Here is a 17,469-nt window from a genome sequence, read left to right on the forward strand (position 1 = left end):
AAGGGGGCGCGCCGGCCGGGGGTCAGCCCTTCAGGCGGATGGCCCAGTCCCGCAGCGCCACGATCTGCCCGGCGATGAAGCCGCGCGTCGCCTCGTCCGTCAGCCGCCCCTCGGCGTCGATCTTCTGGCCCGACTGCATGATGAACAGCTCCGGCTTGTTCAGCGGGTGGGCGTTGAGGAAGACGAACATCTTCCGCAGGTCGTACTGCGCGCGGGAGGTGCCGAGCAGCCCGGGGGAGGCGCCGAGGATCGCCACCGGCTTCTCGTCGAAGGGCTGCTCCGGCGGGCGGGAGGCCCAGTCGATCGCGTTCTTCAGCACCCCAGGGATGGAATAGTTGTACTCGGGCGTTGCGATCATCACCGCATCCGCCTCGCGCAGCGCCGTGCGGAAGGCCTCCACGGCGGCCGGGTAGCCCTCGCCGGTGCGGACGTCGTCGTTATAGGGTGGGATTTCGCCCAGCCCTTCGAAGATCGTCACCTCCACGCCCTCGGGCGCCAGCTCCTGGGCGGCGCGCAGGGCGGCTGTGTTGTGCGAGCCCTTCCGAAGGCTGCCGGAGATGGCGAGGATCTTGAAGCTGGCCATGGTGGGGATTCTCCTGCTGAGACGGGCGGGGATGGCATAAGGGCTGGCGCCTGCCCGCGCCATCGCCCTGGTCAGCCTATTCCTCCCAGTCCAGCGTCCCGCCCCGCAGCCAGGCCGCGCCGGCGGCGTAAAGCGCCGTCACCTTCTCCCCTTTCAGGCCGGGCATGTCGGTCTTCACCTCGTAGCCGATCCCCGTCTGGAGGTAGGCGAGGTGTCTGTAGCCCTCGGGGAAGCGGCCCAGCAGCTCGGGATCCAGTTCCAGCCGCTCGGCCGGGTTCACCGGGTCCATGCGATCCTTCTCGTAGATCGGCTGGCGCAGTACGATCTTCCAACCGTCCTCCCGCTCCTCGACAAAGTCGTAGAAGCGGCCGGTGCAGACCACGTCCACCACCACGCCCTGCACGGGAGCGCGCTGGGAAATGGTCATCTTCGTCTGGGCGATGGCGCGGCGGCCCTCGATATCGACGGAGCAGCCGCCGAGGAAATGGAGGATGGAAACTCCCTTCGCCCACCCCTCCTGGCTCGCCTTGATGAAGCCTTCCGCCGGGGCCTGGCACCAGGTGGCCATCATGCGCCCCTCTGGCGCCCAGACTGTGCGGAAGCGTTCCCAATCGCCGGCATCGCGCCAGACAGCCCAGTTCTGCACCAGCTCCATCACCTGCAGGCGGCGCAACAGCGCGTCCTCGGACATCCCACTTCCTCCATTCCCTGTGCCCGCCGCATGGTGCTGGACGGGTTGCGCGCCGGCCAGACCGAATGACGTCGAAGTGCACCGGTGCCTTCCGCCTGAGAGGCTTGGCGACGGAGAGGGGCAAACGGTCCGAGCCTCGGACGCGCTGTCCTGCCGCGGCAGGGCTGAAATCTTGAGGGAGGTGACGGGACCCCCTTATGGCAAGCAAGGCTGAGGGCGCGGCAAGGGACCTGGGCCGATCTTCAGGACGGGATCATTGCTCCGCCGCATGGATCCTCCTCCCGCCAGACACGCACAAAAAGCCTGTCTGTGCTGGACCCATCCATCAGAAGTCAGCCTCTTGATGGGGACGCGGAAGATCAATCTACTGCCAAGAATCCCGCTCCAAGACCTCGAGCTGCTCAACGAGTTGCTGGTACGCGGCCCGCTCCAGGAGCGAAAGTGTCGGCTCACTGGCGCCGCGACGCATCGCCCTGAGCGCAACAGGGCCCGTTACCCTCAGGCGTTTCTGCGACTGCAGAAGGATCCGTACAGCGTTTCGCTTCCTCACGCGGGTTTCAGGGATCTCAGGCACGCAGCACCTTCTGTCGTCAGACGCGTTGGAGGAACGAGGCAAGGGCATGGCGGCAGCGACATCCACATGGAAGGATTCGCGGCAGCTGCCCCGAGCCAGCCACGATCACCCAGAACAGATTGCTTTCGCCCTTCTGACCCCACGGTTTATGCGCCGTCGGGTCTGCCGGACATATTTCGTGCTCCGTAACGCCCACGTTCGTGAAAGTGCTGCAGGTCGCGCCGCAAGAAAGAAATTTAGTTCATTCCTCGGGGGGCTGTCCCGAGACGAGCCGACTTGTTCGTCGCATAACTGCGAAGGGTAGGGGGCGCGCACCTTCCCCGTCAGTGGGAGCGGCGCCTCGGCAAGCACGGCCAGGCAGATTGGGGGGCGGACGAGATCTGCTCGCTCCTGCAAAGACAGTTGCGCCTGCCACATCCAGCGCTTCCAGCCCCTCCGTCGCTAGAGGTAGGGGGTCGGCCGTCGCACCGCCGCGGATGCCCAGTAGGACTTGTTTCGGCGTAAGGTCGATCGGCGCCGCCAAACCTCCTGCTGCCTCGCACCCCGGCGGCAGCGCCCGCATCGCCTCGATCTCGGCGGAGGGTCTGGGAGGTGCCGAAGGCCTACCCCTCCAGTCCCGACAGCTCCGCCACAAGCGCGCCGAGCGAGGCAGAATCCATCCCCCCGCGCCCGCTGTTCACCAGCGCCTCCAGCATTTGCGCCACCACGGCGGTGGCGGGTGCGAAAACGCCGTGGTCCCGCATGGCGGAGAGGGAAAGGCGGGTGTCCTTCCGCATCAGCTCCGCCCGGAAGCCGGGCTGGAAGGTGCCCTCGTTGATGCGCTTCGCGTGGTTCTCCAGCACGAAAGATCGGGCGGAGCCGCCCATCAGCGCCTGGCGCATTGCCGCCGGATCCAGCCCTGCCTTGCGCCCCAGCGCCAGCGCCTCCGAAACCGCCAGCACCCCGGCCGCGACGAGGAGCTGGTTGGCCGACTTGCAGACCTGGCCAGCACCGGGCGGGCCGAGATGGGTCAGCGTCTTCCCCACCGCTTCCAGATAGGGCCGCGCCGCCTCGAAGGCAGCCGCGTCGCCGCCGATCATGAGGGTCAGCGTGCCGTCCCGCGCCCCGCCCGGGCCACCGCTGACCGGGCTGTCCAGCAGATGGGCGCCGCGCTCCTCCAGCAGCCGCCTGGCGAAGCCGGCCGTCGGCGCGGCGGCGATGGTGCTGAAGTCGATCACCACCGTCCCGGGCGCCACCCCTTCCGCCACGCCGCCCGGCCCGAAGAGCACCGCCTCTACATCCGGCGTATCGGGCAGGCAGAGCCCGACGCAGGCGGCGCCGCGCGCAGCCTCGGCGGGGCTCGCCGCCCATTCCGCACCGGCCGCCTCCAGCGCCTCCGCCTTGCCCCGGCTGCGGTTGCTGACCGCCAGCCTGAAACCGGCCTTGGCGATGTTGGCGGCCATGGAGGCCCCCATGACCCCGAGGCCGACGAAGGCGACGCGCGCGGGCGGAGAAATGGTGTCCAAAGCCTCAGGTCCTCTTGATGGCGGCGCGGATAGAGTCGAGCAGCCGGTCCATGGAGAGCTGGAAGTCCGGGCCATTGGCATAGCCGTCGGCCTCGCCCACCCTCTCCATGAAGCGCTGCCAGGTCGGGGTCTGCATGCCCTGGCGGAAGCGGTCGTGCAGGTAGGTCGTCATCTCGTCCGTCATGCCGGCGGGGCCGACCCAGCCCTTCATGTTGTCCGCCACGATGTCGTAGCCGAGCTCGCGCAGCGTGGGGACGTCCGGATAGGCCTTCGCCCGTGCCTCGGAGGCGACGGCGAGCGCCTTCAGCGCGCCGGAGGTCACCTGGTCGCCCAGTTCATCGGTCGCGTTGATATTAAGTTGTGTTAGCCCCTGCAGCAGCGCCTGCAGGGCCGGCCCGCCCCCATTATAGGGAACGTGCAGGAACTCCACGCCCACCGCGCGCTCCATCAGGATGAAGATGGAGTGCGACAGCGTGCCGATGCCCGCGGAGCCATGCGCCACCCCGCCCGGATTGGCCTTGGCCGCCGCCATCGCCGCCGCGAAATCCGCGTAGGTCGGGTTCGGCCCGCCCTTGCAGGACAGCACGTGCCCGTTCCGCGTCAGCCGGATGACGGCGCGGAAGGACTTCTTGGGATCGTAGGGCACGTCGCGGAAGGCGGGCAGGGAGGTGCTCTCGCTGCCGCCATGCATCACCAGGGTGTGCCCGTCCGGCGCCGCGCGCGCCACGAACTCCGCCGCCAGCGCGCCGCCCGCACCGGGGCGGTTCACCACCACCATCGGAACGGGGATGATCGGGGCGCAGGCCTCGGCGATGGTGCGGGCGATGATGTCGCTGCCCCCGCCCGGCGCGTAGCCGACGATGAGCTGGATGGGGCGGCTGGGCTGCCAGGCCCCGATCTGCTGCGCGAGGGCGGGGCAGGCCAGCGCCGCGCCCGCCGCCCCTAGGAAAGTCCGGCGGTTGATCCGCTTCATCTTGTGCTTCCTCCTGATCCGTCCCGCGCCTCAGTCGTCGCTGAGCGCGTACTCCGCCCCGGACCGCGCGCAGATGTCGCGGATGTGCTTCTCCAGCGCCGGCGGCACCGGGATGCCCTTCTGCAGCCGCCGCTCGCGCTCATGCGCCTCCGGGTCGCCGCCGACCAGCACGGGCTTCGCGGGATCGGCCGGCGGCGTCGCGCGCATCACGTCGATCATCGCGTCCAGCTCCTCCTCGAACCCGCCCTCCGGCCGGAAGGCGCGCGGATCGATGGCGAGGAAGAAGTGGCCCACATCGTCGGGGTCCCCCGGCTTCCGCTGCGGGTTCCGGATCGGCCCGAAGGCGGCGCCGGTCAGCGTGCCGGAGAGGATCTGCACCATCATGCCCAGGCCGTAGCCCTTGTGCCCGCCCGTCACCTCCGCCCCGCCCAGCGGCGTCACGCCGCCGCCCGGCTCCTTGAAGATGATCTCCATGGCGCGGGCGGAATCGGTGATCGGCGTGCCCGCCTCGTCCACCACCCAGCCCTCGGGGATCGGCTTCCCGTTCAGGTCGTAGACCTTCACCTTGTTCGCCGCGACGGTGGTGGAGGAGATGTCCAGCACGAAGGGCCGGTTCCGCAGCGCCGGCGCCACGAAGGCGATGGGGTTGGCGCCCAGCAGCGGTAGCGTGCCGCGCGTGGGCACCATCAGCACCGTGCGCGCGGTGGAGGTGATCATGCCGATCACCCCCGCCGCCGTCGCGATGCGCGCGTAATGCCCGGCCGCGCCGAAGTGGTGGGAGTTCCGAACGCCCACCGCGCCGATCCCGGCCGCCTTCGCCTTCTGCACCGCCAGCCGCATGGCGAAGTCGGCGTTGGGATGGCCGAGGTTGGCGCCGCCATCCACCAGCGCCGTCGCCGCCGCGTCCAGCACCACGCGCGGGCGCGCGGTGAGGTCTAGCTGCCCGGCGTTGCGGAACGTCTCGTACATCATCAGCATCGACAGCCCGTGGCTGTCGATACCCATCAGGTCCGTCTCCACCATCGCTTCCGCGGTGGTGGCGGCCATGTCGTCCGCCATGCCCCAGGCATGCAGGACATTGAGGATCTGCCGCCGGACCCGCTCGGCCGGAACGGACCTCACTTGGAGACGACCACGCCCTTGCCGGCCAGCGTTTCCTCGACCCAGCCGCGCACCCAGCCGCCGCCCTGGATGGCCGCGGTGGTCTCCTGCTCCTTCGCCGCGTGCTTCTCCGCCGCGTCGATCACTGCCGCCGCCTCGGCGCGGGGGATCACCACCACCCCGTCCTCGTCCGCCGCGATCAGGTCGCCCGGCATCACCACCTGCCCGCCGCAGGCGACGGCATAGCCGATCTCGCCAGGCCCGTCCTTGTAGGGACCCGAAGGATTGGCGCCGCGCGCCCAGATGCCGATGTCCATCTTGCGGATGCCGTCCAGGTCGCGCACCGCGCCGTCGATCACCAGCGCGCCGACGCCGCGCTTCTCCGCGTGGCCGATCATCAAGTCGCCGGCGAGCGCGATGTTCAGGTCCCCGCCCCCGTCGCAGACGATCACCTCGCCCGGGCGGGCCAGGTCGATCGCGCGGTGCAGGAACAGGTTGTCGCCCGGACGCGCCTTCACCGTCAGCGCCGCCCCCACGAAGGTCCGCCGCCCGCCATAGGCGAGGAAGCCGCCGCGCATGGCCTGAAGCCGGTTCATCACATCCCCGATATTGGCGACCGGCAGCTTCGCCGCGCGCGCGATCAGCGCGGCGTCGGCCTCGGGGCGAGCTTCCGCGATCCGTAGCCCAATGGTCATTGGGTAGGCACTCCTGCAGCGCCGGCCCGGCCGGCGGGGATGGGGAAGAGAACGCGCCCTCGTGATGCGGGAAACGCTGGCACCGGGACCGTTTCTCTCCACGCCGTCTTGGCGGCGGCGCGGAGGATCGGCACGATCGCCCGGCTTGGCAAGCCGCCATCACCAGAAGAACGGCGGCGAGGAGGACGCCCGTGACGAAGATCAAGATGACGCGCCGGCGCCTCGGCGTCCTGGCTGCCTCCGCCGCGGGCATCGCCACCGCGCGCCCGGCCCTTGCCGCCTGGCCGGAGCGCCCCATCACCCTCATCGTCGCCTTCCCCGCCGGCGGCGGCACGGATGTCGCCGCGCGCACCCTGGCCCGCTTCATGGAGAAGCATGTCGGGCAGTCCATCGTGGTGCTGAACCGCGGCGGCGCGGGCGGGGAGATCGGCTGGTCGGAAATGGTCCGCTCCGCGCCGGACGGCTACACGATCGCCTTCATCAACACGCCGAACATCGTCAGCATCCCGATCGAGCGCCAGGCGCGCTACAAGCTGGAGGACTTCGCCCCCGTCGCCAACGTGGTGGACGATCCCGGCGCCTTCCTCGTCGCGCCCGACAGCCCCTTCCGGACCCTGCGCGACCTCGTCAGCTACGCGAAGGGAAAGCCGGAGGAGGTGACCTACGGCACCACCGGCATCGGTTCCGACGACCACCTCGCCGCCCTGGCCTTCGAGCGGCAGGCGGGGATCAGGCTGACCCATGTGCCCTTCGCCGGCGCCGGGCCGGTGCGGAACGCCATCATCGGCAGGCAGATCGCCGTCGCCAGCATGAACATCGGCGAGGGCATCACCGACATGCGCCAGAACCAGCTGCGCTGCCTCGGCCAGATGGCGGAGACGCGTTGGGCGGAATCACAGGACACGCCGACCTTCCGCGAGCAGGGCTTCGACGTGATCCAGAGCTCCATGCGCGGCCTCGCCGCCCCGGCCGGCATTCCCGGTGCCGTGCTCGCCCGGCTCGCAGAGGCGGCCAAGGCCGCCATGGAGGATCCGGAGTTCCGCCACATCGCGTCCCAGCAGGCCCTGCCGCTCCGCTTCCTCGGGCCGGAGGAGTACGGCGCTACCCTGGTCGCCCTGCGCGGGCAACTCACCGAGCTCTGGAAGGCGCATCCCTGGAAGGAGTAGGGCCGCCCGGGGGAGGGGAGACCTCCCCCGGAGCAGCTCTCAGTCCACCCACTCGCCGCCGCGCATCACGGGGGTGCGGTTCCCGGCGGCGTCCAGCCCGTCCACCTCCACCTCCGGCGAGCCGATCATCCAGTCCACGTGGATCAGGCTGCGGTTGGCGCCGCGCCGGACCAGCTCCTCCTCCGTGAAGGTGTCCACGAAGCACTTGGAATAGGCCTGGCCGAGCGCGATGTGGCTCGCCGCGTTCTCGTCGAACAGCGTGTTGAGGAACAGGATCCCGCTGCGCGAGATGGGGTTGGAGGAGGGCACCAGCGCCACCTCGCCCAGCATGCGCGCGCCCGCATCGGTGGAGATCATCTGCTCCAGCACAGCCTGCCCGCGCGTGGCCTTCGCCTCCACGATGGTCCCTGCCTCGAAGCGCACCTGGATGCCCTCGATCAGCGTGCCCTGGTGCGAGAGCGGCTTGGTGGCGGAGACCGTGCCCTGCGTCATGGACCGGTGCGGGGTGGTGAAGACCTCCTCCGTCGGGATGTTCGGGTTGCCGTAGACGCCGTTCTTCGCGCGGCTGGCCCCGCCCATCCAGGCATGCCCCTCCGCCAGCCCCACGATCAGGTCCGTGCCCGGTCCGCGGAAGTGCAGGGCGTGGAAGCGCTGCTCGTTCAGCCGGTCCTGCCGCGCCTTCAGCTTCGCGTTGTGCACGGCCCAGGCGGCGATCGGGTCGGGCGCGTCCACGCGGGTGGTGGCGTAGATCGCGTCCCAGAGCTGCTGCACCGCATCCGCCGGCGAGGCATCGGGGAAGACGGCCCGCGCCCAGGCCGGATGTGCAAAGGGCACCAGGGTCCAGTTGATGTGGCTGTCCACGATCAGGTCCAGCGCCGGGCGATAGGCGATGGACTGCGCCCGGTTGGCCCGCGCCACCTTGGACGGATCCTGGCCGGAGAGCAGGGAGGGATCGGCGCCCACGATGGCCAGCCGCGCCGCCCCGCCGCGGAAGGCGGCCGCCATGCCCTCGAACAGCCAGGGGGTGGAAGCGTCGAAGCTCTCGTCCCGCGCGTGCTGGTAGCGCAGAAGGGTGGACCGCTCGTCCGAGAAGATCGTCGTCACCAAGGTGGCGCCGGCCTTGTAGGCCTGCTCCGTGATGCGGCGGGCCAGGGGCAGGGCCTCGACCGGGGCAGTCATCACCAGTTCCTGCCCGGGCACGAGGCCGAGCCCCACCTTCACGGCCAGTTCCGCCAGACGGTCGAGGCGAGGGTCCTCCGCGGCATCGGCGGCGGAGGCGGCAGCGGGGGAGGGGGCAAGATCCATGGTCGAAGTCTCCTATGCCCCGTAGATCGAAGCCCCGGCGGGAATGAGCAAGGGGGCCTTACGCCTCCCGCCTCACGTTCAGCGGCACGGTCATCCCCCGCCGTTCCACCTTCAGGCCGCGGCGATAGGCGCTGTCCAGGAAGTACTGCCCCAGCGGCACATAGGGCACGTCCTGGAAGAACCGCGCCTGGATCGCCCGGCCCACCCGCTTCTGCGCCTCCAGGTCAGGCGCTTCCAGCCACTCGTCCCGCAGCGCCTCCAGCCCCGGGCTGCTCGGCCAGCCGAACCAGGCATCCTGCCCATTGCCGCGCAACAGGGGATGCCCGCCGGGATTGGTCAGATCCTCGCCCCCGAAGGCGACGTAGACGGCGTTCCAGCCGCCCTGGGCCGGCGGCTCCTTCTTTGCGCGCCGGGCCAGCATGGTGCCCCAGTCGGTGGTCGCCACCTCCACGTCCAGGCCCATGCGCTTCATCGCGTCGGCGCAGATCAGCGTGCCCGCATTGTTGTTCACCTGGTCGGCTGCGTTGAGGACGACGACCTTCGCCCCGAGCTTCCCCGCCGCCTGCAACGCCGCCCGGGCCGCCGCCAAGTCGCGCGGCCCCGCCACTGCGGACAACCCCTCCTCCGAGGCGAGGGACGAACCGGGCGTGAAGGGGCCGATCCCGTCGCGGAAGCGGCTGCGGTCGTCGCCCATGATGGCGGACATCACATCCGTCTGGCTGACCGCCATCAGCAGGGCGCGGCGCACGGCCGGGTCGTCGAAGGGCTGGTGCAGGTGGTTCGGCCGCAGCATGGCTACCGTGCCCTGCGTCTCGATCCGGTCCACCACCACGTCGCGGCGGCGGGAGATGAGCGGGCGGAGGTCGGGCGCCATCCGTTCCCACCAATCCACCTCGCCTGCCTGAAGCGCGGCGCCGATGGTCGAGGGATCGCCGATCATCTGCCATTCCAGGCGCTCGAAATGCGCGATCTTCGGCCCGGAGGTCACCGCCACCGGCCCGCCCGGCGCGGGCGAGTAGCGGTCGTAGCGACGGTACACCGCCAGCGACCCCGCGCGCCGCTCGTCGGCCACGAAGCTGTAGGGGCCGGAACCGACGATCTCCGTCAGCGGTGCCGTGGCGGGCTGGCTCGCGAAGCGCTCCGGCATGACGAAGCAGGGGTAGGAGGAGGACTTGCCGAGCGCGTCCAGCATCACCCCGAAGGGCCGGCGAAGACGAAGGACGAAGCGCCGGTCGTCCAGCGCCTCGATCGCGTCCAGCCGCGCGGCCAGGGTCTGGCCATGCGTGTCCCGCACCATCCAGCGGCGGATGGAGGCCACAGCATCCGCCGCGCGGATCCGCTCCCCGTCATGAAAGGTCGGGCCCTCCCGCAGGGTGAAAGTCCAGCGCCTGCCGTCATCCTCCACCACATGCCCTTCCGCGAGCTGCGGTTGCGGTCGGAAGGCGTCGTCCAGCCCGTAGAGCGTGTCCCAGCAGAGATGCGCGTGGTTCCGCACGGCGTAGGAGGTGGTGGCGAGCGGATCGAGGCTCGTCACATCCGCCTGCGGCACGAAGCGCAGCACATGCGCTCCATCCCCCTGCGCGATGGCCGGTGCACCCGGGATCAGCGTGGCCGCCGTGGCGGTGCCCAGCAGGGCGCGGCGAGCGATCATCGGGCCATATCCTATCCTTGTGCCGCGCAGCCTCGCATGCCGGCGCCCCGGCTTTCCAGCCGGGGCGCCGCCGGCCGGGTCACGACTCCAGCGTCGCGTCCAGCGAGATTTCGGCGCGCAGCACCTTGGAGACGGGGCAGTTCGCCTTCGCCTTCGCCGCCAGCTCCTGGAAGGTGGCGTTGTCCGTGCCGGGCACCTTCGCCTTCAGGGTCAGGTGGATCTTGGTGATCTCCCACCCGTCCCCCACCTTGTCGAAGGTGACATCCGCCTTCGTATCCATCCGCTCCGCCGTCAGCCCCGCGCCGCCCAGCACGGCAGAGAGCGCCATGGTGAAGCACCCCGCATGAGCCGCGCCGATCAGCTCCTCGGGGTTCGTACCCTTCACGCCCTCGAAGCGCATGGCATAGCCGTAGGGGCGCGCATCCAAGGCCCCGCTCTCGGTGGAGATGGAGCCGCGCCCATCCTTGAACCCGCCCTGCCAGCTGGCGGAAGCACTTCTGTTCATCGACCGTTCCTTGTGATCGAGGGCGCGGTAGCGACCCTGCACCGGGTATCTTAGGATGGCGACGGGAAACCGCTACGGCGTGGACATCCGTGCCGCGCTGCCCGCCGATTCTGCGGATCTCGCCGCACTCCTCGGCGGCACGCCCCGCGCCATGGCGCTGCGGCTCGAAGCTCTCGCGCGCGATCCCGGCTCAGCGGTGCTCGTCGCAACCGGCTGGAACGGCGCGGCCATCGGCGTGATCGCCCTGAACTGGCACCCCGCCCTGATCGCGGACCGCCCCCTGGCCCGCATCGGCGCCCTCGCGGTGGCGGAGGATGAGCGGCGCAACGGGATCGGCCGGCTTCTTATCAAGGCCGCCTCCCAGGCCGCCCGCACGGCCGGCTGCGACCTGCTGGAGGTCGCCCCGCCGGACCGGGAGGGGGCCGCGACGGCCTTCCTCGGCGCCCTCGGCTTCACCCCCGCCGGTCCCAACCTGGCCCGCCCGCTCCGCCGCCGTGCCCAGGAAATGCCCTGATTCCGCCCCGCATCGCATCCCAGGATCGGGCGTTCCTGACCTGACAAAACGGGAGACCGACGCGATGCGACACGCCCTTATTCCCGCGGCGGCCTTGCTCCTGGGCCTCGCCAACCCGGCCTCCGCTGCCCCCGGCTTTGCCACCGGCAGCGTGAACCTGCGCGCCGGCCCCGGGACGACCTACCCGAAGGTGGTGGTCGTTCCCTCCGGCGCCGGAGTGGAGATCTTCGGCTGCCTGGAGGGATACAGCTGGTGCGATGTCGGCTTCGGCAGCGTGCGCGGCTGGGTCTCCTCTAACTACCTGCAATACACCTACGAGGCGCGCCGCGTGCCCCTGCCGCGCTACGCCCCGCAGAGCGGCGTGCCGATCGTCACCTTCAGCTTCGGCGACTACTGGCGGGACAACTACCGCGGCCGGTCTTGGTACACGGAGCGCGACCGCTGGGGCGGCCCGCCCCCGCCGCGCGCCGCCTATGGGCGTGCCCCCGGCCCGGGGCCGGACTGGCGCCCGGACTGGCGCGAAGGCCGGCCTGGTGGCCCGGGTCCGCGCGGGGACTGGCGGGATGACCGCCCTGGGCGCCCGGCCGATTGGCGCGATGACCGCGGTGGCCCGCGCGACGACCGTGGTCCCGGTGGCCGGGACTTCGAGAGGCGGGGTCCCGAAGGGCGCGGCCCCGAGGGGCGCGGTTTCGAAGGGCGTGGTCCCGAGGGTCGAGGACCAGAAGGGCGGGGCCCTGGTGGCCGCGGGCCTGATGACCGTGGCCCGCCCGGCCGGCCTGACTAGATTCGTGCTCCCGGCCCGGGGAAGTGACCTTCCCCGGCCCGGATTACGTCAGCGCAGCATTGGCCCAACGACCAGCACCACGGCGAAGGCACCCACCACCGCGGCGCCGAGCCGCGGCACCAGCCCGCGCCGGCCCGCAGCGCCGGCCGCACGGCCCAGCGCCGCGCCGATCCCGATCCAGGCCACGGCGACCGAGACGAGTTGCGCCAGGAAGCCCAGGAAATAGGCCGGCCAGCCCGGCGTGCCGAAAGGGATGACGCCGAGCGCGAAGACCAGCGCCTTCGGGTTCAGCAGGGTGGTCAGGAAGACCTGGCGCGGCGCCACCGGCGCGACGGAAGGGTCCACCGCTCCCCGCTGCCATAGCCGCACCGCAAGCCAGATCAGGTAGGCGCCCACGGCCAGCCGAAGCCCCAGCGCCACCGCCGGCACGCCGGCGATCAGCGGCCCCAGCACCAGCCCCACCGCCAGGATGGTGATCGAGTAGCCAGCCGCTTCCGCCGGCACCAGGGGAAGCGCCCGGCGGAAGCCCACCGTGCCGCCGCCCGTGGCCAGCAGCGTGTTGGTGGGGCCGGGCGTGCCGAGGATCAGCAGCACCGTCATGATGAAGAGAGTCGGATCCTGCATGGGAACTCCGGTGGAGGCCGTGCAGGCTTCGTAGCCTCTCTCCCCGGCCCCGGCCAAGGCGGGCGGCCCTTTCCCCGCGGGCCTTCCCTTCCCATATCCTTCAAGTGTCACGCCGCCACGAGAAGCGCGCCGCCCGCCAGGAGCGCCCGAGCCCGGCGCCCGCGGAGAAGGCCCCGTGCCCCCTCTGCCTGCGTCCCATTCCGCCGGGTGCCCGAGCCAGCCGCCACCACCTCGTGCCCCGGCTGAAGGGCGGAACCCACGCGGGCACGGTGCTGCTGCACCATATCTGCCACCAGGCGATCCACGCCCGCTTCACCGAGGCGGAGCTGGCCCGGGACCTGGCAGACCCCGATGCTCTCCGTGCGGAGCCGCGGTTGGCCGGCTTCCTGTCCTGGGTGGCGGGCAAGCCGCCGGACTTCCACGCGCCCACCCGCGCCGCCCGCGACCGCACGCCGAAATGGCGCTGACCCGGCACCGTGTTGGAAGACCCGCCCCGGACCACCAGCTACCCAGCACCCCTCCTCCGGAAAGATCCATGACGCTCCGTCGCGCCGTCCTGCCCGCCCTTGGCCTGTTGCTCGCCTCGACAATCGCCCTTCCGGCCCTCGCCCAGGCGCCTGCCCAGTCCCCCGCCATCGTCGCGCCGGACGCGGTGCAGGAGACGCCGGCCCAGTCGACCATCGTGCTGCGCCTGCCCCGGCAGGGCGGAGAGGTTGGTGAATACGCGCTGGACGACCTTTCCCTCTCCGTGTCCCGCACGGCGGATATGCGGGGGGACAGCCGGGCGGATATCAGCCTCTCCCTTGTCGGGCTGCGTCCGATGGACGCCGCCCTGCTGGAATGGGCGCGGCAGGACGAGACGGGCGCGGCCGCGTTCCGCGACCTGGCCATCACCGTCAGCACCCCCCAGGCCTCCGGCCCAGCCACAACCACGCGCTACGGCGCGGAAGGGGCCAGGGTCCTCGCCTTCTCCATCAGCCATTCGGGGATGCCGGGCACGAGCCAGCTTGTGGTCCAGCTCTCCGTCCGCCGGATCGTCGTCAACGGCGTTGCCATGAACTGAGCGACAGCTGAGCGACCCTGGGCCGGCCCAAGAGGCCGGCGCGCTCGACGCCCCGAAGCCGAGCCGATAGAACCGCCCCCAACCCCCGACCGTCCCTACGGAAGATCGCCCATGCCCGCCTACCAGTATGTCTACGTTATGAAGGATCTCACCAAGTCCTATCCGGGCGGCCGCGAGGTCTTCAAGGGCATCACCCTTTCCTTCCTGCCCACCGTGAAGATCGGCGTGCTCGGCCCCAACGGCGCCGGCAAGTCCACGCTGATGCGGATCATGGCGGGCCAGGACAAGGAATTCGGCGGCGAGGCCTGGGCGGCGGAAGGCGTGCGCGTCGGCTACCTCTCCCAGGAGCCGCATCTCGATCCAAACAAGACGGTGGGCGAGAACGTGCGGGACGCCTTCGGCACGCTGATGGCCGATCTCGATCGCTTCAACGAGATCAGCATGAAGTTCGCCGAGGAGATGTCCGAGGACGAGATGAACACCCTGCTGGCCGAGCAGGCCGAGCTGCAGGAGCGGATCGACGCCGCCAATGGCTGGGAAGTCGACCGCACGGTGGACATCGCCCTCGATGCCCTGCGCTGCCCGCCCGCCGAGAGCGCGGTGACCCACCTCTCGGGCGGTGAGCGCCGCCGCGTGGCGCTGTGCAAGCTGCTGCTCGAGAAGCCGGACCTGCTGCTGCTGGACGAGCCGACGAACCACCTGGACGCCGAGAGCGTGTCCTGGCTGGAGAAGACGCTGCGCGACTACGAGGGCGCGGTGCTGATCGTCACCCACGACCGCTACTTCCTCGACAACGTCACCAACTGGATCCTCGAGGTCGATCGCGGCCGGGGCATCCCCTACGAGGGCAACTACTCCGCCTACCTCGCCGCCAAGCGCAAGCGCCTGGCCCAGGAGGAGAAGGAGGAGAGCACCCGCCAGCGCCAGCTGGCCGAGGAGCAGGAGTGGATCGGCCGCAGCCCCGCCGCCCGCCAGTCCAAGAGCAAGGCGCGCATCCAGGCCTATGAGGAGCTGCTGCAGAAGAGCCTCGACAAGGCCCCGGACCCCACCGAGATCCAGATCCCGCCCGCGCCGCGCCTGGGCAACATCGTCATCACCGCCGAGAACATCCGCAAGGCCTTCGGCAACCGCCTGCTGATCGACGACCTCTCCTTCAAGCTGCCGCCCGGCGGCATCGTCGGCGTCATTGGCCCGAACGGCGCGGGCAAGACCACGCTGTTCAAGATGATCACGAAGCGCGAGGAGCCGGACAGCGGCACCATGACGGTCGGGGACAGCGTCCAGCTCGGCTACGTGGACCAGAGCCGCGACACGCTGAACGACAAGAAGACCGTCTGGCAGGAGATCTCGGACGGGCAGGAGCTGATCACGATGGGCAAGCGGCAGGTGCCCTCGCGCGCCTACGCCGCCGCCTTCAACTTCAAGGGCGGTGACCAGCAGAAGCCCGTCGGGGTCCTCTCGGGCGGCGAGCGCAACCGCGTCCACCTCGCGAAGATGCTCCGCAACCCGCACAACGTGCTGCTGCTGGACGAGCCGACGAACGACCTGGACGTGGACACGCTCCGCGCGCTGGAGGAGGCTCTGCAGGATTTCGCGGGCTGCGCGGTGATCATCTCGCACGACCGCTGGTTCCTCGACCGCCTGGCGACCCACATCCTCGCTTTCGAGGGTGACAGCCACGTCGAGTGGTTCGAGGGCAACTACCAGGCCTATGAGGCGGACAAGAAGCGACGCATGGGCGCTGCGGCGGACGAGCCGCACCGGATCAAGTACCGCCCGCTGACGCGGTGAGCGTCGCCGGACCTGGCCGGGCGCAGCCCGCGCTGCGCCTGGCCGCGCGTCGCGTCGTGCGGACGGAGCGGCTCACCCTCCTGCCGGTCGGGAAGGAGAACCTCCCCGACCTCGTCCGCCTGAAGGGGGATGAGGAGGCTTTCGGCCTCATGCTCCACGGCGTCCGCACGCCCCAGCGCACGGCGGAGGAGCTGGAGGACGACATCGACTTCTGGGAGGTGCGGGGCTACGGCACCTGGGCCGTCCACCGGAGCGAGGATGGCGAGTTCCTCGGCATCACCGGGCTGATGGAGCGCCCGGACGGACGCGGCGTCGCCCTGCGCTACGCCCTGTGGCCACACTTCCGCGGCCAGGGCTATGCGCGGGAGGCCGCGAAGGCCGCGCTGGATTTCGGCCATGCCGCCGGACTGAAGCGCGTCATCGGCATCGCGCGGGAGACCAATGTTTCCTCCCGCGCGGTGATGGAGGACATCGGCATGGCCCAGGCCGGTGAATACCACCACCAGGGCCACCGGATGATGGTGTTCGAGAGCCTTACCGCCGCCTGACCCAGAAGGTGACGAACATGACCGCAATCATGATCGCCACCCCGACGCGGTTCTCGGCGATCCACTGCAGCGCGCGCTCGATCGGCATGGCCTGCTGTAGCGGCGTCCGGTCTCTCCGTGCAACCGTTGATCACGGCCGCCGACCGCAGCATCCTTCCCGCAGCTGCGAAGGATTACCCCATGCCGACCCTGCCCGAGATCGACGCCCTGCATGAGGAGATGACGGCGTGGCGCCGCGATTTCCACGCCCATCCCGAGATCGGCTACGAGGAGGTCCGCACCTCCGGCATCGTGGCGGAGAAGCTGGAATCCTGGGGCATCGAGGTCCATCGCGGCCTCGGAAAGACCGGCGTCGTCGGCGTGCTGCGCGGCAACCGCCCGGGCAACCGCGCCATCGGCCTGCGCGCCGACATGGACGCCCTGCCCATGCCGGAGCTGAACGACTTTGCCCACCGCAGCACGACCCCCAACGCCATGCATGCCTGCGGGCATGACGGCCACACCACCATGCTGCTGGGCGCGGCGAAGCATCTGGCCGCCACGCGGGACTTCCCGGGGACCGTCCACTTCATCTTCCAGCCCGCCGAGGAAGGGCTGACCGGTGCCCTCTCCATGGTGAAGGACGGGCTCTTCACCCGCTTCCCCAGCGACACGGTCTACGGCCTGCACAACCATCCCAGCATGCCGCTCGGCACCGTCGCCGTCCGCCCGGGCACGGTGCTCGCTGCGGTGGATTACTTCGTCATCCGCCTGATCGGGAAGAGCAGCCACGGCGCGGAGCCGCAGAACGGCCTGGACCCGTTGCCCTGCGCCGTGCAGATCTACAACGCCCTCCAGACCCTCGTTTCCCGCCGCACCTCGCCGCACGACACGGCCGTGGTGAGCGTCGGCCAGTTCCACGCCGGCACTTCGGACATCGTGCTGCCGGAGGTGGTGGAGATGCGCGGCACCATCCGCACCCTCCTCCCCGAAACGCATGACCGCCTCGCCGCGCTGTTCCGCGAGATAGTGGAGAACACCGCGAAGGCCCACGGCGTGCGGCTGGAGCTGGAGCACAACTACTCCTACCCGCCCACCATCAACACGCCCGCCCAGGCTGCCCTGGCGGCGGAAGCGGTAGCCGACGTGGTGGGGGCGGGGAGCATCAAGGCGGACCTGCCTTCCCTCACTGCCGGGGAAGACTTCGCCTACATGCTGCACGAGGCGCCGGGCGCCTTCATCCTGCTCGGCCAGGCCGGGGCCGATGAGCACACCAGCACCCCGGTGCACAACGGCCGCTACGACTTCAACGACGACCTGCTGCCGATCGGGGCCAGCACGCTGGTTCGGCTGGTGCAGCGGGAACTGGCGCAGGGCTGAGCCTTTCCTGCACCGCGCGTGCGCCACGGGTAGAGGA

At 70.4% G+C, this 17,469-nt stretch carries 18 protein-coding genes; 8 read left to right on the forward strand and 10 right to left on the reverse strand.

All coding sequences use genetic code 11. The features are described from left to right. Positions 1 to 22: 22 nt before the first annotated feature. From J5Y10_RS11900 to J5Y10_RS11925, 6 genes are all read right to left on the reverse strand, one after another. The gene (locus J5Y10_RS11900) at positions 23 to 583 is read right to left on the reverse strand and encodes an NADPH-dependent FMN reductase (protein ID WP_209373828.1); all 561 of its coding nucleotides are present in this window, start codon (positions 581 to 583) and stop codon (positions 23 to 25) included. 76 nt (positions 584 to 659) lie between these two features. Beyond that, positions 660 to 1,274: a nuclear transport factor 2 family protein gene (locus tag J5Y10_RS11905; RefSeq protein WP_245214608.1), complete on the reverse strand. Its 615-nt coding sequence runs from the start codon at positions 1,272 to 1,274 to the stop codon at positions 660 to 662. A gap of 1,176 nt (positions 1,275 to 2,450) precedes the next feature. Then, positions 2,451 to 3,353: an NAD(P)-dependent oxidoreductase gene (locus tag J5Y10_RS11910; protein WP_245214609.1), complete on the reverse strand. Its 903-nt coding sequence runs from the start codon at positions 3,351 to 3,353 to the stop codon at positions 2,451 to 2,453. Positions 3,354 to 3,357: 4 nt separating this feature from the next. Next, positions 3,358 to 4,326 (reverse strand): Bug family tripartite tricarboxylate transporter substrate binding protein, encoded by a 969-nt coding sequence (locus J5Y10_RS11915; RefSeq protein ID WP_209373830.1) that lies wholly within the window; start codon positions 4,324 to 4,326, stop codon positions 3,358 to 3,360. Between the two features lie 30 nt (positions 4,327 to 4,356). After that, positions 4,357 to 5,448: an Ldh family oxidoreductase gene (locus J5Y10_RS11920; RefSeq protein WP_209373831.1), complete on the reverse strand. Its 1,092-nt coding sequence runs from the start codon at positions 5,446 to 5,448 to the stop codon at positions 4,357 to 4,359. Continuing rightward, positions 5,445 to 6,122 carry an RraA family protein gene (locus J5Y10_RS11925; protein WP_209373832.1) on the reverse strand — a complete coding sequence of 226 codons (678 nt, stop codon included), beginning with the start codon at positions 6,120 to 6,122 and terminating at the stop codon, positions 5,445 to 5,447. The genes J5Y10_RS11920 and J5Y10_RS11925 overlap by 4 nt, the downstream gene beginning before the upstream one ends. A 191-nt stretch (positions 6,123 to 6,313) precedes the next feature. Here J5Y10_RS11925 and J5Y10_RS11930 point away from each other — a divergent pair, with 191 nt between their 5' ends. Next, positions 6,314 to 7,288 (forward strand): tripartite tricarboxylate transporter substrate binding protein, encoded by a 975-nt coding sequence (locus J5Y10_RS11930; protein WP_209373834.1) that lies wholly within the window; start codon positions 6,314 to 6,316, stop codon positions 7,286 to 7,288. Between the two features lie 39 nt (positions 7,289 to 7,327). Here J5Y10_RS11930 and J5Y10_RS11935 read toward each other — a convergent pair whose 3' ends face one another. From J5Y10_RS11935 to J5Y10_RS11945, 3 genes are all read right to left on the reverse strand, one after another. Further along, positions 7,328 to 8,593: an aminopeptidase gene (locus J5Y10_RS11935; RefSeq protein WP_209373836.1), complete on the reverse strand. Its 1,266-nt coding sequence runs from the start codon at positions 8,591 to 8,593 to the stop codon at positions 7,328 to 7,330. A gap of 58 nt (positions 8,594 to 8,651) precedes the next feature. Beyond that, positions 8,652 to 10,244, reverse strand: coding sequence for an ABC transporter substrate-binding protein (locus J5Y10_RS11940; protein ID WP_209373838.1), 1,593 nt, complete (start codon positions 10,242 to 10,244; stop codon positions 8,652 to 8,654). Between the two features lie 79 nt (positions 10,245 to 10,323). Further along, positions 10,324 to 10,749, reverse strand: a complete 426-nt coding sequence (locus tag J5Y10_RS11945) for an OsmC family protein (protein WP_209373840.1) — start codon at positions 10,747 to 10,749, stop codon at positions 10,324 to 10,326. 55 nt (positions 10,750 to 10,804) lie between these two features. Between J5Y10_RS11945 and J5Y10_RS11950 the strand changes: the two genes are divergently transcribed. Together J5Y10_RS11950 and J5Y10_RS11955 are read left to right on the forward strand one after the other, a co-directional pair. Then, positions 10,805 to 11,263: a GNAT family N-acetyltransferase gene (locus tag J5Y10_RS11950; protein WP_209373842.1), complete on the forward strand. Its 459-nt coding sequence runs from the start codon at positions 10,805 to 10,807 to the stop codon at positions 11,261 to 11,263. A gap of 64 nt (positions 11,264 to 11,327) precedes the next feature. Next, positions 11,328 to 12,047 carry an SH3 domain-containing protein gene (locus tag J5Y10_RS11955; protein ID WP_209373844.1) on the forward strand — a complete coding sequence of 240 codons (720 nt, stop codon included), beginning with the start codon at positions 11,328 to 11,330 and terminating at the stop codon, positions 12,045 to 12,047. A gap of 48 nt (positions 12,048 to 12,095) precedes the next feature. On the opposite strand, the gene J5Y10_RS11960 is transcribed toward J5Y10_RS11955, so the two are convergent. Beyond that, positions 12,096 to 12,671 (reverse strand): LysE family translocator, encoded by a 576-nt coding sequence (locus tag J5Y10_RS11960; protein WP_209373846.1) that lies wholly within the window; start codon positions 12,669 to 12,671, stop codon positions 12,096 to 12,098. A gap of 104 nt (positions 12,672 to 12,775) precedes the next feature. On the opposite strand from J5Y10_RS11960, the gene J5Y10_RS11965 reads away from it, so the two are divergent. From J5Y10_RS11965 to J5Y10_RS11985, 5 genes are all read left to right on the forward strand, one after another. Continuing rightward, complete coding sequence (locus J5Y10_RS11965) at positions 12,776 to 13,138, forward strand: HNH endonuclease family protein (RefSeq protein WP_342452902.1); 363 nt, start codon at positions 12,776 to 12,778, stop codon at positions 13,136 to 13,138. A 68-nt stretch (positions 13,139 to 13,206) separates the two neighbouring features. After that, positions 13,207 to 13,734, forward strand: coding sequence for a hypothetical protein (locus J5Y10_RS11970; RefSeq protein ID WP_209373847.1), 528 nt, complete (start codon positions 13,207 to 13,209; stop codon positions 13,732 to 13,734). A 111-nt stretch (positions 13,735 to 13,845) separates the two neighbouring features. Next, positions 13,846 to 15,525, forward strand: coding sequence for an energy-dependent translational throttle protein EttA (gene ettA, locus J5Y10_RS11975; protein ID WP_209373848.1), 1,680 nt, complete (start codon positions 13,846 to 13,848; stop codon positions 15,523 to 15,525). Beyond that, the gene (locus J5Y10_RS11980; RefSeq protein ID WP_342452903.1) at positions 15,522 to 16,073 is read left to right on the forward strand and encodes a GNAT family N-acetyltransferase; all 552 of its coding nucleotides are present in this window, start codon (positions 15,522 to 15,524) and stop codon (positions 16,071 to 16,073) included. Before ettA ends, J5Y10_RS11980 begins: the two co-directional genes overlap by 4 nt. Before the next feature lie 180 nt (positions 16,074 to 16,253). After that, entirely contained in the window at positions 16,254 to 17,432 is a 1,179-nt protein-coding gene (locus J5Y10_RS11985; protein ID WP_209373849.1) for a M20 aminoacylase family protein, read from the forward strand. Positions 17,433 to 17,469: the final 37 nt, after the last annotated feature.

It is taken from the genome of Roseomonas indoligenes, from assembly GCF_017813365.1.
Taxonomy (GTDB): Bacteria; Pseudomonadota; Alphaproteobacteria; order Acetobacterales; family Acetobacteraceae; genus Roseomonas; species Roseomonas indoligenes.